Origin of the sequence: Streptomyces sp. NPDC058678, assembly GCF_042714835.1 — a bacterium.
In the GTDB taxonomy this organism is placed as follows: Bacteria; Actinomycetota; Actinomycetes; order Streptomycetales; family Streptomycetaceae; genus Streptomyces.
Genome location: NZ_JBHXSG010000010.1, coordinates 159,713 through 178,487, shown reverse-complemented (window position 1 = coordinate 178,487; position 18,775 = coordinate 159,713). Strand labels below are relative to the sequence as shown.

18 protein-coding genes and 1 tRNA gene are annotated in these 18,775 nt (G+C 70.9%); 4 read left to right on the top strand and 15 right to left on the bottom strand.

Translation table 11 applies throughout. The features are described from left to right. Window positions 1–100: 100 nt before the first annotated feature. Window positions 101–182: transfer RNA gene (locus tag ACFWWR_RS13040), tRNA-Tyr, on the bottom strand. A 234-nt stretch (window positions 183–416) separates the two neighbouring features. Here ACFWWR_RS13040 and ACFWWR_RS13035 point away from each other — a divergent pair. Continuing rightward, the gene (locus tag ACFWWR_RS13035; protein ID WP_383876503.1) at window positions 417–905 is read left to right on the top strand and encodes a YajQ family cyclic di-GMP-binding protein; all 489 of its coding nucleotides are present in this window, start codon (window positions 417–419) and stop codon (window positions 903–905) included. A gap of 108 nt (window positions 906–1,013) precedes the next feature. On the opposite strand, the gene ACFWWR_RS13030 is transcribed toward ACFWWR_RS13035, so the two are convergent. Continuing rightward, complete coding sequence (locus ACFWWR_RS13030) at window positions 1,014–1,280, bottom strand: GlsB/YeaQ/YmgE family stress response membrane protein (protein ID WP_383876501.1); 267 nt, start codon at window positions 1,278–1,280, stop codon at window positions 1,014–1,016. 177 nt (window positions 1,281–1,457) lie between these two features. On the opposite strand from ACFWWR_RS13030, the gene ACFWWR_RS13025 reads away from it, so the two are divergent. Beyond that, window positions 1,458–2,711, top strand: a complete 1,254-nt coding sequence (locus tag ACFWWR_RS13025; RefSeq protein WP_383876499.1) for an APC family permease — start codon at window positions 1,458–1,460, stop codon at window positions 2,709–2,711. Window positions 2,712–3,045: 334 nt separating this feature from the next. Here ACFWWR_RS13025 and ACFWWR_RS13020 read toward each other — a convergent pair whose 3' ends face one another. The 13 genes from ACFWWR_RS13020 to ACFWWR_RS12960 form a co-directional block, all read right to left on the bottom strand. After that, entirely contained in the window at window positions 3,046–3,372 is a 327-nt protein-coding gene (locus tag ACFWWR_RS13020) for a hypothetical protein (RefSeq protein WP_383876497.1), read from the bottom strand. 16 nt (window positions 3,373–3,388) lie between these two features. Further along, entirely contained in the window at window positions 3,389–3,781 is a 393-nt protein-coding gene (locus ACFWWR_RS13015; RefSeq protein ID WP_383876495.1) for a YccF domain-containing protein, read from the bottom strand. Further along, entirely contained in the window at window positions 3,778–4,641 is an 864-nt protein-coding gene (gene htpX / locus ACFWWR_RS13010; RefSeq protein WP_383876492.1) for a zinc metalloprotease HtpX, read from the bottom strand. Before htpX ends, ACFWWR_RS13015 begins: the two co-directional genes overlap by 4 nt. A 208-nt stretch (window positions 4,642–4,849) precedes the next feature. Then, window positions 4,850–6,373: an NADH-quinone oxidoreductase subunit N gene (locus tag ACFWWR_RS13005; RefSeq protein ID WP_384303211.1), complete on the bottom strand. Its 1,524-nt coding sequence runs from the start codon at window positions 6,371–6,373 to the stop codon at window positions 4,850–4,852. Beyond that, a complete protein-coding gene (locus tag ACFWWR_RS13000; RefSeq protein ID WP_384303209.1) occupies window positions 6,370–7,944 on the bottom strand; it encodes an NADH-quinone oxidoreductase subunit M in 1,575 nt (524 codons plus the stop codon). Before ACFWWR_RS13000 ends, ACFWWR_RS13005 begins: the two co-directional genes overlap by 4 nt. A 6-nt stretch (window positions 7,945–7,950) precedes the next feature. Continuing rightward, entirely contained in the window at window positions 7,951–9,945 is a 1,995-nt protein-coding gene (locus ACFWWR_RS12995) for an NADH-quinone oxidoreductase subunit L (protein ID WP_384303206.1), read from the bottom strand. Continuing rightward, entirely contained in the window at window positions 9,942–10,367 is a 426-nt protein-coding gene (gene nuoK, locus ACFWWR_RS12990; protein ID WP_383876482.1) for an NADH-quinone oxidoreductase subunit NuoK, read from the bottom strand. Before nuoK ends, ACFWWR_RS12995 begins: the two co-directional genes overlap by 4 nt. Beyond that, window positions 10,367–10,999 (bottom strand): NADH-quinone oxidoreductase subunit J, encoded by a 633-nt coding sequence (locus tag ACFWWR_RS12985; protein ID WP_383876480.1) that lies wholly within the window; start codon window positions 10,997–10,999, stop codon window positions 10,367–10,369. Before ACFWWR_RS12985 ends, nuoK begins: the two co-directional genes overlap by 1 nt. After that, on the bottom strand, window positions 10,996–11,679 hold the full coding sequence (locus tag ACFWWR_RS12980; protein WP_383876477.1) for a NuoI/complex I 23 kDa subunit family protein: 684 nt from the start codon (window positions 11,677–11,679) through the stop codon (window positions 10,996–10,998). The genes ACFWWR_RS12985 and ACFWWR_RS12980 overlap by 4 nt, the downstream gene beginning before the upstream one ends. Window positions 11,680–11,681: 2 nt before the next feature. Continuing rightward, window positions 11,682–12,650: an NADH-quinone oxidoreductase subunit H gene (locus tag ACFWWR_RS12975; protein ID WP_383876475.1), complete on the bottom strand. Its 969-nt coding sequence runs from the start codon at window positions 12,648–12,650 to the stop codon at window positions 11,682–11,684. Further along, window positions 12,647–14,263, bottom strand: a complete 1,617-nt coding sequence (locus ACFWWR_RS12970) for an NADH-quinone oxidoreductase subunit C (RefSeq protein ID WP_384303204.1) — start codon at window positions 14,261–14,263, stop codon at window positions 12,647–12,649. The genes ACFWWR_RS12975 and ACFWWR_RS12970 overlap by 4 nt, the downstream gene beginning before the upstream one ends. Then, window positions 14,260–14,868 (bottom strand): NADH-quinone oxidoreductase subunit B, encoded by a 609-nt coding sequence (locus tag ACFWWR_RS12965; protein ID WP_383876471.1) that lies wholly within the window; start codon window positions 14,866–14,868, stop codon window positions 14,260–14,262. Before ACFWWR_RS12965 ends, ACFWWR_RS12970 begins: the two co-directional genes overlap by 4 nt. Beyond that, window positions 14,859–15,254 carry an NADH-quinone oxidoreductase subunit A gene (locus ACFWWR_RS12960; protein WP_383876469.1) on the bottom strand — a complete coding sequence of 132 codons (396 nt, stop codon included), beginning with the start codon at window positions 15,252–15,254 and terminating at the stop codon, window positions 14,859–14,861. Before ACFWWR_RS12960 ends, ACFWWR_RS12965 begins: the two co-directional genes overlap by 10 nt. A gap of 281 nt (window positions 15,255–15,535) precedes the next feature. On the opposite strand from ACFWWR_RS12960, the gene ACFWWR_RS12955 reads away from it, so the two are divergent. After that, the gene (locus ACFWWR_RS12955; protein WP_383876466.1) at window positions 15,536–16,774 is read left to right on the top strand and encodes a sensor histidine kinase; all 1,239 of its coding nucleotides are present in this window, start codon (window positions 15,536–15,538) and stop codon (window positions 16,772–16,774) included. A gap of 123 nt (window positions 16,775–16,897) precedes the next feature. Continuing rightward, window positions 16,898–18,265 carry a sensor histidine kinase gene (locus ACFWWR_RS12950; RefSeq protein WP_383876464.1) on the top strand — a complete coding sequence of 456 codons (1,368 nt, stop codon included), beginning with the start codon at window positions 16,898–16,900 and terminating at the stop codon, window positions 18,263–18,265. The last annotated feature ends 510 nt before the right edge of the window (window positions 18,266–18,775 follow it).

The following is an 18,775-nucleotide window of genomic DNA, read 5'->3' as shown; positions in this document are numbered from 1 at the left end:
ACCGGCGAACACGGCAGCCCCGCGCGCTCCACCCCCCCACCCCCCACCAAGCGCCCCTCCCCCGCCCAAACAGCAGGTCACGGGCCCTTGATTTCCCGTGTGGCGGCGCCAGGATTCGAACCTGGGAAGGCTAAGCCGGCAGATTTACAGTCTGCTCCCTTTGGCCGCTCGGGCACACCGCCGGGGGTTGCTGCCCTTCGAGCCGCTTTTCGGCGGTGCTCCGTGGCAACGACGTAAACAATACCCGATACGGAGGGGTGCTTCGCCACCCGATTGATCTGCGCTCGGGGGTCGGGGGGTGGCTAGGCTTGTCCGGATGCGGCCCGGGACCACACCGGGCTCGGCGCCCGCCCCCACGTACGCCGATACGCACGTACGCACCCGATACGCACCCTCGATACAAGGAGCCACAGGACATGGCCGACTCCAGTTTCGACATCGTCTCGAAGGTCGAGCGGCAGGAGGTCGACAACGCCCTCAACCAGGCCGCCAAGGAGATCTCGCAGCGCTACGACTTCAAGGGCGTGGGTGCCTCGATCTCGTGGTCCGGTGACCAGATCCTGATGGAGGCGAACTCCGAGGACCGGGTGAAGGCCGTCCTCGACGTCTTCCAGTCCAAGCTAATCAAGCGCGGGATCTCACTGAAGGCGCTGGACGCGGGCGAGCCCCAGCTCTCCGGCAAGGAGTACAAGATCTTCGCGTCGATCGAGGAGGGCATCTCCCAGGAGAACGCGAAGAAGGTGGCGAAGATCATCCGTGACGAGGGTCCGAAGGGCGTGAAGGCCCAGGTGCAGGGTGACGAGTTGCGGGTCAGCTCGAAGAGCCGCGACGACCTGCAGGCCATCATCGCCCTCCTGAAGGGCAAGGACTTCGACTTCGCGTTGCAGTTCGTGAACTACCGGTAGGCGGTACGAGCAGACCGCTCTGTACGAGGAAGGGTGGGCACCCGGCGGTTTCCCGGCGGGTGCCCACCCTTCTCGCCTGCCGGCTGCGGTCGGGGGGCTTCGTCGCGCTCAGTTGCGCGAATTGCCGAACAGGAGGCGGTAGGCGACCAGGAGGACGAGCGAGCCGCCGATCGCCGCCGCCCAGGTCGCGCCGTCGTAGAAGTCCTTGGCGATCGGATGGTCCATCCAGCGGGCCGAGATCCAGCCGCCGATGAACGCGCCCGCGATGCCGATGAGTGTCGTGCCGATGAAGCCGCCCGGGTCACGGCCCGGCAGAAGGAACTTGGCGATGGCTCCGGCCAGGAGACCGAGGATGATCCAGCTGATGATGCCCATGCCCTGAACCTGCCCTTCCGTTCTGTGCCCGCACTGTCCTCGCGGTGTGAATTCCGTCGCGCAGGCCGTGCTCGCGGGCCGTGCGCGTACCGTTCGCCGCGCAGGGTTCATGCCGTGTTGATGAAGAGGACGTCACCGCTGCGCCCGGTGGTTGCAGCGATCAGTAGGGTGCGGCACATGACACGTTCCGGAGCCGAGCTACGCCGCACGCTGGGGGTGGGAGACGCGGTGGTCATCGGGCTGGGCTCGATGATCGGCGCCGGCATCTTCGCCGCCCTGGGGCCCGCGGCGCGCGCGGCCGGGTCCGGGTTGCTGCTCGGGCTGGCGGTCGCCGCCGTGGTCGCCTACTGCAATGCCACCTCCTCGGCCCGGTTGGCTGCCCTGTATCCGGCCTCCGGCGGCACGTATGTGTACGGGCGCGAGCGACTCGGGCCGTTCTGGGGGTATCTCGCGGGCTGGTCGTTCGTGGTCGGGAAGACGGCCTCCTGTGCGGCGATGGCGCTCACCGTGGGGACGTACGTCTGGCCGGGGCAGGCGCACGCCGTGGCGGTCGCGGCCGTTGTGGCGCTGACGGCGGTGAACTACGGCGGGGTCCAGAAGTCGGCCTGGCTGACGCGGGCGATCGTGGCGGTGGTCCTCGCAGTCCTCGCCTGCGTGGTGGTCGTGTGTCTGGGGTCCGGGGCGTCCGATGCCGGGCGGCTGGAGGTCGGGGCTTCGGGCGGGGTGGGCGGCGTGCTGCAGGCGGCCGGTCTGCTGTTCTTCGCGTTCGCGGGGTACGCGCGGATCGCGACCCTCGGCGAGGAAGTGCGGGATCCGGCACGCACGATCCCCCGCGCGATCCCGCTGGCCCTGGGCATGACGCTGGTGGTGTACGCGTGTGTGGCGGTGGCGGTCCTTTCCGTGCTGGGGGCGGGCGGTCTCGGGCACGCGGCCGCGCCACTGGCCGAAGCGGTGCGGGTAGCCGGGGTTCCGGGGCTGGTGCCGGTGGTGCGGGCGGGCGCCGCCGTGGCCGCGCTGGGTTCACTGCTCGCCCTGATCCTCGGCGTCTCACGGACCACGCTTGCCATGGCGCGGGACCGGCATCTGCCCGGAGCGCTGGCTGCCGTGCATCCGCGCTTCCAGGTGCCGCACCGGGCCGAACTGGCCGTGGGTGCGGTGGTAGCCGTCCTGGCTGCCACGGTGGACGTACGGGGCGCGATCGGGTTCTCCTCCTTCGGTGTGCTGGCGTATTACGCGGTGGCCAACGCCTCGGCCTGGACGCTGGGTTCGGCTCCGGCGGCGCGAGTGGTGCCGGCGGTGGGGCTGCTCGGGTGCGTGGTGCTGGCGTTCGCGCTGCCGGGGATGTCGGTAGTGGTGGGGGCGGGTGTGCTGGCGGTGGGGGCGGTCGCGTACGGCGTACGGCGGCGGGTGGCGACTGGTCGCGGGCAGTAGGGGTCGAGGGCGGGAGCGCGGGACGGCACTACCGGCCGCCCACCCATGTCGGCAACCGGGCGATCTCGGTCATGGGTTCATCATGCGGGGGCCCACTGACAATCGGGCGGGGCTGTGGACAACTACAGCCTGTGGAAAACCCCCTGCGGAGACCCGGCGTGGAACTCGGCGGCGGAAGCCCTGCCGTGCGTCACCAGCGCCAGGTCACGGCAGCTGCCCCACGGTTCGCTCTGCGCGTCCGTCAGGCGGTAGCCCGCGGACAAGGGCGGGCAGTGGGGATAGGCGTACGGGTTGTCGTGGGGTTCTCGCGCCTCGATCGTGATGTCCCGCAGGGTCAGGTCACGGGTGCAGGGGCGGACGTCGAGAACGTGGGCGTCCTCGAGGTACCACTCCCCGACCGCGGTGCCGGACCTGTCGAGCTCTCCGGGGTGAGGGCGCCGAGCTGCGCCGAGCCCTCGGCACGCGCGCGGACGAGGGCTGCGGTCAGCCGGTCCTCGGGGGCGCAGCCCAGCAGTTCGTACACGGCCCGCCGGGGAGGAGGGGGGTCGGCGAAGAGGTCGTCGGCGTCCTGGCACAGGGCCCACGTCTCCTCGTAGCCCTCCTCGCCCTCGAACTCGGCCTGTCCGTCGTACGAGAGCAGGAGGTACTTCGGCTCCCCCACCCCCGGGGTCCGCCCCTCAGCGGGTCGCGAACGGCTGGTCGGTCGGCACGATTTCGCGGCCCAGCGGGAACAGCGAGACCGGGATCAGCTTGAAGTTGGCGATGCCGAACGGGATGCCGATGATCGTCACGCACAGGGCGATGCCGGTGACGATGTGGCCGACGGCCAGCCACCAGCCGGCCAGGACCAGCCAGAGCACGTTTACGAGGAAGGAGGGGGCTCCCGCGTCGCGGCGCTCGATCGTGGTGTAGCCGAAGGGCCAGAGGGCGTAGACGCCGATGCGGAAGGCGGCCAGGCCGAAGGGGATGCCGATGATGGTGATGCACAGGAGCAGGCCCGCGGCCAGGTAGGCGAGGAACAGCCAGAAGCCGCTCAGGACGAGCCATATGACGTTCAGGATGGTTTTCACTGGGGGCGACCTGCCATCTTCTCGAGCCGGGCGATGCGTTCTGCCATCGGCGGGTGTGTCGAGAACATCTTGGAGAGTCCCTGGCCTGGGCGGAAGGGGTTCGCGATCATCATGTGGCTCGCCGTCTCGATGCGGGGTTCCGGGGGCAAGGGGAGCTGTTTGGTGCCCAGTTCGAGCTTGCGCAGGGCGCTGGCGAGGGCGAGGGGGTCGCCGGTGAGCTGGGCGCCGGACGCGTCGGCCTCGTACTCCCTGGATCGGCTGATGGCGAGTTGGATGAGGCTGGCCGCGAGCGGGCCCAGGATCATGATCATCAGCATGCCGAGCAGGCCGGGGCCGTCGTCGTCATTGGAGCGGCCGATCGGGATCAGCCAGGCGAAGTTGACCAGGAACATGATCACGGAGGCGAGGGCACCGGCGACCGAGGAGATCAGGATGTCGCGGTTGTAGACATGGCTGAGCTCGTGGCCGATGACGCCGCGCAGCTCGCGCTCGTCCAGGATGCGCAGGATGCCCTCCGTGCAGCACACCGCGGCGTTGCGCGGGTTGCGTCCCGTCGCGAAGGCGTTGGGCGCCTCCGTCGGCGAGATGTACAGGCGGGGCATGGGCTGGCGGGCCTGGGTGGAGAGGTCGCGGACCATGCGGTAAAGGCTGGGGGCCTCGAACTCGCTGACGGGGCGGGCGCGCATCGCGCGTAGAGCCAGCTTGTCACTGTTCCAGTACGCGTAAGCGTTGGTCCCCAGGGCGATCACGACCGCTACCACGAGCCCCATTCGGCCGAAGAAGCTGCCGATGACGATGATGAGTGCGGACAGTCCCCCGAGGAGTACTGCGGTCCTGAGCCCGTTGTGCCGGCGGTGCACGGTACGCCCTCCAAGTCGTGCAGCAGGGGAACCCTTTGCTTGCTGATCTCGCTCACTGAGCTGTGCTCAATGCCTCCGATGCCACTGGTGCCGTGGTGTCACGTCCAGTGGACCCTCCCGTTCTGGTCAACGCCAGGCGGGGGTCTCTAGTTCCCTTGTGCGTACGGCGCCATGCGTGGGCCGTCCGGGTGAGGGCAGCGGTACGCGCTCAGAAAAGCCCGGTGTCGGTGAAGCGCAGGACCAGCTGGGGCGCTCCGGAGAGGGCGATGCCGAGGACGCCGGTGAGGGCGATCGCGGCGGTGAGGGGGGCCGGGACGCGGTGCTCGGCGACTTCGCCCTCGGGGGCGCGGAACAGCAGGGTCGTCCACTGGAGGTAGTAGAACAGCGCGATCACGACGTTGACGGCCATGACCACGGCGAGCCAGCCGAGGCCCGCGTCGACGGCCGCGGAGAACACCGTGACCTTCGCGAAGAGGCCGATGATGCCCGGCGGCAGTCCGGCCAGGCAGAGCAGGAAGAAGGCCAGGAGGAGGGCGGCGAGGGGGTTCGACGCGTACAGGCCGCGGTAGTCGGAGACCCGGTTGAGCAACTTCGTACGGCCGACCAGGGCGGCCACCGCGAAGGCGCCCAGGTTCACGGCGGCGTACATGAGGGCGTACGCGACCGTGGAGCCGATGGACCGCTCGGCGTCGTCGGAGTACGCGGCGGCGGCGATCGGGACGAGGAGGTAGCCGGCCTGCCCGACGGACGACCAGGCGAGCAGTCGTACGGCGCTGTACGCGCGCGTGGCCTGCTGACGCAGGGCGCCGACGTTGCCGACGGTCATGGTGAGGGCGGCGAGGACGGCGAGGGCCGGGCCCCAGACGTCGGCGTACGACGGGAGGGCCACGACGGTGATGAGGATGAGGCCGGAGAAGCCGACCGCCTTGCCGACGACCGACAGGTAGGCGGCGATCGGGAGGGGCGCTCCTACGTAGGTGTCCGGCACCCAGAAGTGGAAGGGGACGGCGGCCGTCTTGAAGGCGAAGCCGATGAGGGTGAGGACGACGCCGGTCTGGGTGAGGGTCTGGAGCTGTCCGTCGACATGCTGGATGCGGTCGGCCACCTGGGTGAGGTAGAGGGTGCCCGTGGAGGCGTACACGAAGCTGATGCCCATGAGGCTGACCGCGGTCGCGGTGACCGACGACAGGAAGAACTTCAGGGCCGCTTCGGAGGACTTCTTGTCACCGTGCCTGAGGCCGACGAGGGCGAAGGCGGGCAGAGAGGCGACCTCCAGGGCGACGATCAGGGTCGCGAAGTCGCGGGAGGCGGGCAGGAGGGCGGCGCCGGCCGCGGAGGACAGCAGCAGGAACCAGTACTCCCCTTCGGGGAGCCCCTTGTCGGCGTCCTTGAGGGCGGTGACCGACAGGAGAGCCGCGAGGAGGGCGCCGCCGAGGACCAGGAGCTGGAGGACGAGGGTGAAGCGGTCGGCCGTGTAGCTGCACACGTCGGGGGCGCCGGTCAGACAGAACGTACTGCGATCGCCGTCCAGGAGGGGCAGCAGCATGAGCGTCGAGGCGGCGAGGCCCGCGACGGAGAGCCACCCGAGGAGTGCCTTCTTCTTTTCGCTGACGAACAGGTCGGCGACGAGGACGACGAGTCCGACGACCGCCGTGATGGTGGGCGGCGCGATGGCGAGCCAGTCGACCGACTGGACGAGGTTCGCGGCCAGCGGCGGGGCCAGGGAGCTCATCGGGTGCCTCCTGCGAGGAGCTGCTGCACGGCCGGGTCGGTCAGGCCCAGGAGGGCCTTCGGCCAGAGGCCGGCGACGACGGTGAGGACGACGAGCGGGGTCCAGGCCACGAGCTCGTAGGTGCTGACGTCGGCGAGCTTCGGGGCTTCCTGCCGTACGGCGCCCATGCAGACGCGGCGGACCACGATCAGCATGTACGCGGCCGTCAACAGCGTGCCGAACGCCGCGATCGACATGAAGGTGAGGAAGGCCGGGCGGCTGAGGCCGTCGGCGGGCTCGAACGCGCCGAACAGTGCCAGCATCTCGCCCCAGAATCCGGCGAGGCCGGGCAGGCCGAGCGAGGCGACGGCGGCGAAGGCGAGCAGGCCGCCGAGGCGGGGGGCCTTGCCGTAGAGCGCGGCGCCGGTCTCCTCGGCGAGGGTGTCGAGGTCGGCGGTGCCGGTGCGGTCCTTCAACGCGCCGACCAGGAAGAAGAGGAGGCCGGTGATGAGGCCGTGGGCGATGTTGGCGAACAGGGCGCCGTTGACACCGGTCGGGGTCATGGTGGAGATGCCGAGCAGGACGAAACCCATGTGGCCGACGGACGAGTAGGCGATGAGCCGCTTGAGGTCGCCCTTCGCTCCCTGTTTGGCCAGGGCCAGGCAGGCCAGGGATCCGTAGATGATCCCAACGACGGCGAAGGCGGCGAGGTAGGGCGCGAAGGTGCGGAAGCCGTCGGGCGTGATCGGCAGGAGAATCCGGACGAACCCGTACGTACCCATCTTCAGCAGTACGCCGGCCAGCAGGACCGAGCCGACGGTCGGGGCGGCGGTGTGGGCATCGGGTAGCCAGCTGTGCAGCGGCCACATCGGCGTCTTGACCGCGAGCCCGATCCCGATCGCCAAAACCGCGATGACCTGCACGGATGTGGTCAGCGACCGGCCGTTGTCAGTGGCGAGTGCCACCATGTCGAATGTGCCCGCCTTGATTCCGATCAGGAGCAGGCCGAGCAGCATGACCACGGAACCGAGCAGGGTGAAGAGGATGAACTTCCAGGCCGCTTGGGTCCGTTGCTCACCGCCCCAGCGGGCGATGAGGAAGTACATCGGGATGAGGACCATCTCGAAGGCGAGGAAGAAGAGGAGCAGGTCGAGGACGGCGAAGGTCGCGAGGGTGCCGGACTCCAGGACGAGCAGCAGTGCGACGAAGGCCTTCGGGGTCGGGCCCGCGGGCATCTTGAAGTAGGAGTAGAGCGCGCAGAGGAAGGTCAGCAGCGCGGTCAGGACCAGAAGGGGGAGGGAAATGCCGTCGGTGCCGAGGTGGATCCGCACGTCGAGTGCGGGAATCCAGCTGATGTCGGTCGTGGCCTGCATCTTCGACGGGTGGTCGTGGTCGAAGCCGAGCGCGAGGACGATCGCCGCGACGAGGACCGCGCCGGTCACGGTCACGCCGTGCCGGAGCACGGCCTGCTCGGGTGACTTTCCCTTCAGTCCGGGCGGGGCAGGCAGCAGAGCGGTGGCGGCGCCGAGAAGCGGGCCGACCACGATGAATGCCAGAAGGACCTGCATCACGGACTCGTTGATATCGATCACGCCTGCTCACGCTCCCGTGGCGACGAGGACTGCGGCGACCACCAGGACGACGGTGCCGGCGAGCAGCGCGCTCACATAGGTCTGCAGATTGCCGGTCTGGGCCCGCCGTACGGCGGCTCCCAGCAGACGGGGCAGGGCACCCGCGCCGCGTACGTAGGTGTCGACGACCTCGCGGTCGAGGAACCGGACGAGGGTGGCTCCGGCCTGGACCGGTCGGACGAAGAGGGCGGTGTACACGGCGTCGAGGTGGAAGCCGACGGCTGCGTGGCGGTGCAGTGGGCCGAGCAGGAGACGGCTCGGGTCCGCCGGGTCGGGGGCGTAGGCCACGTCTCCGTAGGCGGGTTTGTGGCTGGCGATGGCCTCGGCCTCGACCTGTCCGGCGTCGCCCTCGGGGTGGGCCGCGACCGCACCCAGCGGGACGCGGGACGCGAGCGCGGTGGTGTGCCGCCAGGCCGCGTAGGTGACGAGGCCGCCGACCAGGGCCACGCCCGTGCCGAGGACGGATGTGGTCGGGGTCGGGGTCAGGTCACGGCCGTCGAACCAGTCGGGCAGCATGCGGAAGGCGAGTGCGCCGATGGCGAGGGACGGCACGGCGAGCACCCACAGCACGACGGTCATGGTGAGGGGCTGCCTGCCGTGGTCGGGGGCCTCGGCGCCCCGGCCGCGGAAGGCCAGCAGCCACAGGCGGGTCGCGTAGGCGGCGGTGAGCAGGGCCGTGAGCAGTCCCGCGACGAGGACGGTCCAGCCCGCGGCGCCGGGGGCGTGTTCGGTGTGGCCGGTGGCGACGTGTTCGGCGGCGCCGAGGACGGACTCCTTGGAGAAGAAGCCGCTGAAGGGCGGGACCGCGGCGAGCGCGAGAAGCGCCACGGTCATCGTCCAGTAGGCGTCGGGGACGCGGTCGCGCAGATTGCCGATGCGGGACATCGCGGCCAGCGAGTTGGTGCCGGCGGCGTGGATGATCACGCCCGCCGCCAGGAACAGCAGCGCCTTGAAGGCGCCGTGCGTGAGGAGGTGGAAGACGGCGGCGCCGCGGTCACCGACGGCGAGGGCGCCGGTCATGTAGCCGAGCTGGCCGATCGTCGAGTAGGCGAGGACGCGTTTGATGTCGTCCTGGGCGAGCGCGGCGAGCGCCGAGCCGGCCATGGTGACGGCGGCCATGACGGCGAGGACGACCATCGCGGCCTGGGAGGCCTCGAAGACCGGGAGGAGACGGGCGATGAAGTAGACACCGGCGGCGACCATCGTCGCGGCGTGGATCAGCGCGGAGACGGGGGTCGGGCCGGCCATCGCGTCGGGGAGCCAGGTGTGCAGCGGGAACTGGGCCGACTTGCCCGCCACGCCGGCCAGCAGCAGCAGGGCGATCAGGGTCGGGTGGTCGAGTCCGCCGCTCGCGACGGTTCCGAGGACGCGGGTGATGCGGAAGGACCCGGCGTCGGTGGCCAGCGCGAACAGGCCGATCAGAAAGGGGACGTCGCCGAGCTTGGTGACCAGGAAGGCCTTGAGCGAGGCGGCGCGGGCCTCCGGGGTTTCCCAGTAGTGGCCGACCAGGAAGTACGAGCAGATGCCCATGATCTCCCAGCCGACCAGCAGCACCATCAGGTCGCCGGAGTAGACGACGAGCAGCATCGCGGAGGTGAAGAGGGAGACGAGGGCGGCGTACGAGGGGTAGCGCGGGTCGTCGCGGAGGTAGCCCGTGGAGTAGATCTGCACGCAGGTGGCGACGACGCCGACCAGGACGGCGACGAGGGCTGCGAAGCCGTCGATGTGCAGAGCGAGTTCGATCGGGACCGAGCCGGTGGGTGTGAGCTCGGTGGCGGAGTCGATGGCCTGGTCGCCGCCCTGGCGCACGGCGACGACCACGGCGAAGGCGACGGCGACGAGCGTCGGCAGAACGGCGAGCGGGCGGACGAAGCCGGGGGCCGTGCGGCCCAGGAGCAGGCCGGCGGCGGCGCCCAGGAACGGAAGGAGGGGGACGAGGACGGCGAGGGTGGTCGTGGTCACGCGGTGGCCTCAGCCTTCCCGGCCCGGCCGGCCGGGCCGGCCGTGAGGGCGTCACTGTCGGAGCTGTCGGAGCCGTCGGAGCCGTCGGCCGGGTGGCTCTCGTGGCCCTCGGCGGTGTCGCGGAGCTTGTCGATGTCCGCGGTGCCGCGGTTGCGGTGGACGGCGAGGACGATCGCCAGGCCGATGCCGATCTCGGCGGCGGCGATGGCGATGGTGAACAGGGTCAGGGCCTGACCGGAGTGCAGGGTCTCCTCGGCGGTCCGGCTGAGCCAGACGTCGAAGGCGACGAGGTTGAGGTTGACGGCGTTGAGCATCAGCTCGACCGACATCAGGACCAGGATCGCGTTGCGGCGGGCGAGGACGCCGTACAGGCCGGTGCAGAAGAGGAGGGCGGAGAGGACGGCGGGATAGGCGAGGTGCATCAGCGGGCCCCTTCCGTGTCGCCCCGGGTGTCGCGGGCGCCGGGGACACGCGGACCGGTCCTCGCCGCGTCCGCCTTGGTCTTGCGGGACAGGACGATCGCGCCGACCAGGGCGGCGAGGAGGAGGACGGAGAGGGCCTCGAAGGGGAGGACCCAGTTCTGGAAGAGGCTGGCGCCGGTGGCCTCGGTGGAGCCGGCTGCCGGGCCGTCAAGGTCGATCCAGGTGGTGCGGAAGGCGTCGACGACGACCCAGACCAGGGCGGCCGCGGCGGCGACGGCCACGGTGAGGGCGGCCCAGCGGTTGCCGGAGTCGGCGTCCGGGGAGCGGCCGATGGGGGCCCTGGTGAGCATCAGACCGAACAGGAGGAGGACGACGACGGAACCGACGTAGATGAGGACCTGCACCCAGGCGATGAACTCGGCGGTGAGCAGGAGGTACTCGACGGCGAGGCCGCCGAGGCTCACCACCAGCCACAGGGCGGCGTGCACCAGTTGCTTGGTGGTGACGGTGACCAGCGCGGCGCCGAAGGTGACCAGGCCGACGAGGAGGAAGGCGATCTCCACGCCCGTCGGGGAGAGGAAGCCGTGGCTGGTGTCGGCCGCGAGGGAGCCGGCGGCTGCTGCGAGGGTCATGCGTCTCCCTCCTGGCGGGGCTGGTCCGTCTGCTGCTTGGACTCGCCCATCGGCCGGGTGGGCTGCTCGGCCGCGCGGGCCTGCTCGTCCGCGTGCGGTTCGCTGGGTGGCTCGGCCGTCTGCTCGGCCGTCTGTTGGGCCGCGAGCTTCTCCGCCGTCTTGCGGGCGGCGGCGATCTCCTTCGGCTCCTCCGCGGCGGGGTCGAGAGCGGGTGGGGCCGGGACGGTCCACATCCACTCGCGGAGCTTGTCCCGCTCGTGGGTGAGGTCGCGGATGTCGGTCTCGGCGTACTCGAACTCCGGGGACCAGAACAGGGCGTCGAAAGGGCAGACCTCGATGCAGATACCGCAGTACATGCACAGGGAGAAGTCGATGGCGAAGCGGTCGAGAACGTTGCGGCTGCGCTCGCGGCCGCCGGGGGCCGCCGCCGGGACCGTCTCCTTGTGGGAGTCGATGTAGATGCACCAGTCCGGGCACTCGCGGGCGCACAGCATGCAGACCGTGCAGTTCTCCTCGAAGAGGCCGATGACGCCACGGGTGCGGGGCGGGAGGTCGGGCTGGACGTCCGGGTACTGCTCGGTGACGGTCTTCTTCGTCATCGTGCGGAGGGTGACGGCCAGGCCCTTGGCGAGGCCGGAGCCGGGGATGCGGGACCGGGTGGGTGGAAGAGACGCAGCCATGGTTACTGGATCACCACCTTGACGATGCCGGTGAGGGCGATCTGGGCGAGGGAGAGGGGGACGAGAAGGGTCCAGGAGAGCTTCTGGAGCTGGTCCTCGCGCAGGCGGGGATAGGTGACGCGGAGCCAGATGACGACGAAGGCCAGCACGGCCGCCTTCAGGAGTGTCCAGACCCAGCCGAGGCCGTCGGCGCCCCAGGGGCCGTGCCAGCCGCCCAGGAAGAGGACGGTGGTCAGACCGCACAGGACGACGATTCCGGCGTACTCGGCGAGGAGGAACAGAGCGAAGCGGAGGCCGGTGTACTCGGTGTAGGCGCCGAAGATGATCTCCGAGTCGGCGACCGGCATGTCGAAGGGCGGGCGCTGGAGTTCGGCGAGTCCGGCGACGAAGAAGACGATCGCGCCGACGATCTGCCAGGGCAGCCACCACCACTCGAAGGCGTCGAGGATGCCGGGGATCGAGACGGTGCCGGCCGCCATCGCCACCGAGGCGGCGGTGAGCAGCATCGGGAGTTCGTAGGCGAGGAGTTGGGCGGCGGTGCGGAGGCCGCCGAGGAGGGAGAACTTGTTGGCGGAGGCCCAGCCGGCCATGAGCGAGCCGAGGACGCCTACGCCCATGACGGCGAGGACGAAGAAGACGCCCGCGTCGATGACCTCGCCCACGGCTCCCTCGCCGGGGCCGATGGGGATGGCGAGGAGCACCAGGAGGTACGGGAGGAGGGCTACGGCGGGGGCGAGTTGGAAGATACGGCGGTCCGCGCCCGCGGGTACGACGTCTTCCTTCTGCGCGAACTTCACGCCATCGGCGACGAGTTGGGCCCAGCCGTGGAAGCCACCGGCGTACATCGGGCCGAGGCGGCCCTGCATGTGGGCCATGACCTTGTGCTCGGTCTGCCCCACGATCAAGGGGAAGGTGAGGAAGACGACAAAGATGATCAGGAGTCGCAGGGCGACGTCGAGAGCGTCGTTCACTGCGGGCCTCCTGCGGGGTCTTCGGGGGTGTCGGGCTTGGGGTCGGGCTGCGTTCCGGGCTTCGGGTCGGGCCTGGGGGTGGGCTGTGTTCCGGGCTTCGGGTCGGGCCTGAGAGTGGGCTGTGTGTCGGGCTTCGGGGTGGGTGCCTGCCCGGTTTCCGCCTCGGGTTGGGGCCTGACTTCGGGTTCGGTTTCGCGTTCGGCTTCGGATGCCTGAGCGGGCTCGGCGGTGGGCTCGGGCTCGGCGATGGGCTGAGGCTCGGCGCCTCGATCAGGCTTCGGTTCGTCGAAGGCCGGGCGGGCGTGGTGCCAGGGGGCGTCCGGGCTGCGCGGGGCGGCGGGAGCCTTCGGGGGCGTGCCCTCGGCTTCGCCGGCCGACGTTGCCGTGCCGGGCGTGGCCCGCTGACTCGCCGACCCTTCCGAAGCGGAGCGCGCCCGACGCCGCGCGACCGGTGCCTCGGTGGCCGGGACATCCGTGGCGTGGGCATCCTCGGCCTGGGCATCCTTGGCCGGGATCTCCGTGGCCGGCGTTTCCGTGGCCTGGGGTTTCTGGGTCTGGGGTTTCTGGGTCTGGCTCGCGGGACTCTCCGCCGCCGCGCGGGAGCGGCTCAGCTCAGCGGGCGCATCCGCGGACCCCGACGCCTCCGACTGACCCGCCGCGTCCTCTGCCGGAGACGCATCCGTCTGGCTCACCGAACCCTCGGATGCCGTACGAGTACGCCTCGACCCAGCGGGAGCGGCCGCAGCGCCCGCAGACCCCGACGACTCCACCGGAGACACCGGCGCCCGATCCGCCGTCCTCTCCGCCGGAGACACCGACGCTCGATCCGCCGACCCCTCCGCCGAAGGCACCGACGTCTGACTCGCCGCACCTTCCTCCGAAGGCGCCGCCGTCTGACTCGCTGAACCCTCCGCCGCCGTACGGGCGCGGCGTACGGGCCGTTCGCCCGCTGCGCGGGCAGGGCGTTCGCCTGCTGCCCGGGCGGGGCGTTCGCCCGGGGCGGCGCGGCCCGCGCCGCGGGCGGGGCGGGTCGGGGCCGGGGGGAGTTGGCCTTTCAGGGGGCCCCATTCGTTGGGGTCGGGGACGCCTGGGGGGAGCATTTGGCGGCGCTTGGGGCCGCCGTGTTCGGACTCGCCGGGTTCCTTGGCGCCCGGCCAGGCCTTGGCGACGCGGGCCGCGAGGACGAAGTCCTTGCGGAGGGGGTGGCCTTCGAAGCCCTCCGGGAGCAGGAGGTGGTCCAGGGACGGGTGGCCTTCGAAGGTGACGCCGAACATCTCGTGGGTCTCGCGCTCGTGCCAGGCCGCGCCCGCGTAGACGTCGACGGCGGTCGGCAGGGCGGGGGCCTCGTGCGGGACGGTCGTACGGACGAGGAGGCGGCGTACCGGGGAGAGGGCGACGACGTGGGCCGAGACGCGGAAGCCCGTGCCCGGTTCGTCGACCGCGCTGAGCCAGTCGAAGTAGGTGCAGCCGAGGCGGTCGCGTGCGGCTTCCAGCGCAGGGATCCAGGAGGCCGGCGGCACGTCCACCGTCAGGACTTCGTACGACTCCTCCGCGGTGGCCTCCGCGCCGAACAGTTCCTCGGCGGGGGCGGGCAGCCAGCCGACCTCGGTCATCGTTCCTCCCCCGAGGCCGGGGCAGGATCCGGCGGTCGGACCAGCCCGCTCTGCAGGGCCGCGGCCGACGGACGGGCCGTCCCGTACCGCTCCGCGAGGGACTCCCGGGCGATCTTCTCCTGGAGTTTGAGGATGCCCTGGAGCAGCGCCTCGGGCCGGGGCGGGCAGCCGGGGACGTAGACGTCGACCGGGATGATCTGGTCGACGCCCTTGGTGACGGAGTAGGAGTCCCAGTACGGCCCGCCGCAGTTGGAGCACGCGCCGAAGGAGATGACGTATTTCGGCTCGGGCATCTGCTCGTAGAGGCGTTTCACGGCCGGCGCCATCTTGTCCGTGACCGTGCCGGAGACGACCATCAGGTCGGCCTGGCGTGGGCCGGGCGCGAAGGGGATCACGCCGAGGCGGATGAAGTCGTGGCGGGCCATCGACGCGGCGATGAACTCGATGGCGCAGCAGGCGAGGCCGAAGTTGAAGACCCAGAGCGAGTAGCGGCGGCCCCAGTTGAGGACCACCTTCATCGGCTCGGGCGCGAGGCGCGCGAGGGCGCCGAGGCGCTGCGGCTCGGGAAGGAGCACGGGCTCGGAAGGAGTCGGGGTCACGTCCATGTCAGGACCCCCTTCTTGTACGCGTAGAGCAGGCCCACGGCCAGGAAGCCGAGGAAGATGAACATTTCCACGAGGGTGGTCGCGCCGTAGCCGGGAGCGGCGAAGACCGTGGCCCACGGGAACAGGAAGATCGAGTCGACGGCGAAGATGACGTACAGGAACGCGTAGACGTAGTAGCGGACCTGGGTGTGAGCCCAGCCCTCGCCGACGGGGTCGACGCCGCACTCGTACGTCAGAAGCTTCTCGGGAGTGGGGACGACGGGTCGCAGCAGGCGCCCGGCGCCGAAGGCGACGGCCACGAACAGCACGCCGACGGCGGCGAGCAGCCCGACGACCGAGTACGACTGGAAATACCCCGCCGCGACGACGACGGTCGGTTCCGGCACGTCAGCCCCTCGCTCCCTGACCTTGGACTCTGGACTCTGGACTTCTGCACTGGTGACTTCTGCACCACAGACTCCGAAGTACGGACTCCGAAGTGCGGAATCTGGACTACGACTCTGTTAGACGATCTGTACGCACGGGAGTCTAGGCCCTGCTAAAGAGAGCGTAAGCAGCCCGTCACGCCTTGGCAGAAACCACAGGTCGCCGGGGTGGGGTTATCCCCAGGCGATCGCGGCGGCCCGCCTCATGGCGCGGCGGCCCGCCGCGCGGCACGCTAACCCGTATGACCGAACGTCTCCCGTCCTCGAGACCCAGCGGAGAGGCGGGCAGCGACCGCCTGCCGCCTGTCCGTTTCGCCTTCGACCGGCACACCTGGAAGGAGATCGCGCACCTCCTTGCGAACCTTCCGGTGGCACTTCTCGGATTCACCTATGTCATGACGGTGCTGCTCACCGGCTTCTGGCTGACCGTCACGGTGATCGGCTTCCCGCTGCTCGCGGCCGGCCTGATGGGCGCCCGGCAGCTGGGCAAGCTGGAGCGGGCGCGGGCCAGGGCCCTGCTCGGAGTGCGGATCGACGAGCCGAGCCCTCTTCCGCTGCGCAGCCGCAAGAGCGGTTTCCTCACACAGTTGTGGATGGGGATCAAGGACCCGGTCGGCTGGCGCACGGTGCTGTACGACTTCGTCCGGCTGCCCTGGGGTGTCCTCACCTTCACGATCACGCTGACCTCGTTGTTCGTGCTGTGGCCGGTGCTGCCGTTCATCGCGCGGGGTCTGACCAACGTGGACCGGGCGATGGTGCGCGGCCTGCTGTCGCCGTCCGACGAACTGGAGCGGCGGATCGCCGAGCTGGAGTCGGACCGGGGGGTCGTGGTCGACACGGCCGCCGCCGATCTGCGGCGTATCGAACGCGATCTCCACGACGGGGCGCAGGCCCGGCTGGTCAACCTGGCCATGGGGCTCGGCCTGGCCAAGGAGAAGCTGCTGGAGGACCCCGACACGGCGGCGGCGATGGTCGCGGAGGCGCACGGCGAGGTCAAGCTCGCGTTGCAGGAGCTGCGGGATCTGGCCCGGGGCATCCATCCCGCCGTACTGACGGACCGCGGCCTGGACGCCGCCCTGTCCTCCGTCGCCTCGCGCTGCACGGTGCCGGTGAAGGTGACGGCCGACCTGCCCGCCAGACCGGCGGCGGCCATCGAGGGCATCGCCTATTTCACCGTCTCGGAGCTGCTGCAGAACATCAGCAAGCACAGTGGGGCGAGGACCGCGTCCGTCGACGTGTGGCGGGCCGACGACCGGCTGCTCATCCAGGTGTGGGACGACGGCCACGGCGGCGCACGCCTGGACGGCGGTACCGGTATGCGCGGCCTCGCCGACCGGCTGGGTGCCGTCGACGGCCTGTTCGTCATCGACTCGCCGCCGGGCGGGCCGACCGTGGTCACCGCCGAACTGCCGTGGCGGGACCGGTCACTCGACGCGCGGGAGCCCCGGGGGGCCGTGGAGCCCAGGAAGTCCCGGAGGTAGGGAAAACCCCCCGTCCAAGACGCCGACGGACTCCATGGTCCGCGGACCTGCGGCCGAGCAGGGTGGAGGTACGACACGACGTACGACCGGACAGTCGCGGAACGAGGGAGAAGGACTACGCCGATGGCCACCGACTCGGACTACGGACAGGGCTTCGGCCACGACAGCGGGCTCGGGTTCGCGGAAAGTACCCGCGAGCATCGGCTGCCCGCCGCGCTGCGGGCGCCGTTCGAGGCACGCAGTCTGCGCGAGCTCGGCTATGTGCTGCTGGGCCTGCCGATCAGCGTGCTGCTGTTCACGTACGCCGTCACGATGGTCTCGGTGGGCGCGGGCCTGCTCGTGACGTTCCTCGGGATCCCGGTGCTGGCGGCGGGGCTGGCCGGCTGCCGGGGCTTCGGCGCGGTGGAGCGGGCCCGGGCGCGCGGGCTGCTGGGTCTCGAGGTGGACGACCCGGAGCCGCTGCGGATGCGTAAGCGGGGCGTGCCGGCCTGGATGGGGGCCGTCCTCAAGAGCGGCACGTCCTGGCGCACCCTGCTGTACGCGCTGCTGTACCTGCCGTGGGCGGTCTTCTCGTTCGTCGTCGCGGTGAACTTCTGGTTGATCGGGTGGTCGCTGATGACGTACCCGCTGTGGTTCTGGCTCTTCCCGATGTACGGCGGGCAGGACGGGCTTCAGCTGTACGGCGACGAAGGCCACCACATCTACCTCGACAACCCCTTCGAGATCACCGTCACGGCACTGGTGGGGCTGTTGTTCACCCTGGCCACGCCGTGGATCGTGCGGGCCCTGACGATGGTGGACCGGGTGATGGTGCACGGGCTGCTCGGGCCGACCCGGCTGTCGGCGCGGGTGGTGGAGCTGGAGTCGGACCGGGGGGTCGTCGTCGACACCGCCGCGGCGGACCTGCGGCGTATCGAGCGGGACCTGCATGACGGGGCGCAGGCGAGGCTGGTGGCCTTGGCCATGGATCTGGGGTTGGCGAAGGAGAAGCTCACCGAGGATCCGCAGGCAGCGGCGCGGATGGTGGACGACGCGCACGGTGAGGTGAAGACGGCGCTTCAGGAGCTGAGGGACCTGGCGCGCGGGATCCATCCGGCGGTCCTGACGGACCGGGGGCTGGATGCGGCGCTGTCGGCGGTGGCTTCGCGGTGCGCCGTGCCGGTGCAGGTGGAGGTGGATCTGCCGGCGCGGCCGGCGGCGGCGATCGAGGGGATCGCGTACTTCACGGTGTCGGAGCTGCTGCAGAACATCAGCAAGCACGCTCGGGCGACGTGGGCGGCGGTGGATGTGTGGCGGGTGGAGAACCGGCTGATGCTCCAGGTCGTGGACAACGGGGTGGGCGGGGCGGACACGTCCGGTGGATCCGGGCTGGCCGGGCTCGCGGAGCGGTTGGACGCGGTGGACGGGATTCTGGTGGTGGACTCGCCGGCGGGAGGGCCTACCCGGGTGACCGCGGAGCTGCCTTGGCGGGCGGAGCCGGCGATGCGGTGAGTGTGGGGCTGGGCTGGGCTGCGGGGCTGGGCTGCCGGGCTGAGCTGCCGGGCTGGGCTGCGCGGCTGACCGACATGGCTGAGCTGCGCGGCACGGCAGTGGGACTGGGCGACGCGGCAGGGCGGCGGGGCTCGACGGCGGACCGAGCCACGCGGCAGGGCGGCGGGGGTGTTGTTTCGCCCCCGCCGCCCTACCCGTTCCCATCCCCAGGGGCTCCGCCCCTTCGACCCCGCCGGGAGGGCGGGATGGTGGAGCGTCGGACCCCGGGCCCCCGGCGTGCCAGGGGCCCGGCGGGGGCAAGGTGCCGGGGGCGGGGTACCGGACCCCCGGGGATACCCGGCCGCCGGGGGGCGGGGTACCGGACCCCCGGGGATACCGGACCCCCGGACCCCCGGTGCCGGGCCGGCCCGCAGCGCCGGGCCCCCGGCCCGCCGGAGTCGTAGGCCGCCGGAGTCCTGGGCCGCCGAGGGGCGGGGTGCCGAGAGGCGGGGTGCCACGCTCCCCCGGCGC

Coding starts and splice junctions, on each gene's coding strand:
- ACFWWR_RS13035 (WP_383876503.1), top strand. CDS start 417: ATGGCCGACTCCAGTTTCGACATCGTCTCGAAGGTCGAGCGGCAGGAG.
- ACFWWR_RS13030 (WP_383876501.1), bottom strand. CDS start 1,280: ATGGGCATCATCAGCTGGATCATCCTCGGTCTCCTGGCCGGAGCCATC.
- ACFWWR_RS13025 (WP_383876499.1), top strand. CDS start 1,458: ATGACACGTTCCGGAGCCGAGCTACGCCGCACGCTGGGGGTGGGAGAC.
- ACFWWR_RS13005 (WP_384303211.1), bottom strand. CDS start 6,373: ATGAGCTCCCTGGCCCCGCCGCTGGCCGCGAACCTCGTCCAGTCGGTC.
- nuoK (WP_383876482.1), bottom strand. CDS start 10,367: ATGCACCTCGCCTATCCCGCCGTCCTCTCCGCCCTCCTCTTCTGCACC.
- ACFWWR_RS12985 (WP_383876480.1), bottom strand. CDS start 10,999: ATGACCCTCGCAGCAGCCGCCGGCTCCCTCGCGGCCGACACCAGCCAC.
- ACFWWR_RS12980 (WP_383876477.1), bottom strand. CDS start 11,679: ATGGCTGCGTCTCTTCCACCCACCCGGTCCCGCATCCCCGGCTCCGGC.
- ACFWWR_RS12970 (WP_384303204.1), bottom strand. CDS start 14,263: ATGACCGAGGTCGGCTGGCTGCCCGCCCCCGCCGAGGAACTGTTCGGC.
- ACFWWR_RS12965 (WP_383876471.1), bottom strand. CDS start 14,868: ATGGACGTGACCCCGACTCCTTCCGAGCCCGTGCTCCTTCCCGAGCCG.
- ACFWWR_RS12955 (WP_383876466.1), top strand. CDS start 15,536: ATGACCGAACGTCTCCCGTCCTCGAGACCCAGCGGAGAGGCGGGCAGC.
- ACFWWR_RS12950 (WP_383876464.1), top strand. CDS start 16,898: ATGGCCACCGACTCGGACTACGGACAGGGCTTCGGCCACGACAGCGGG.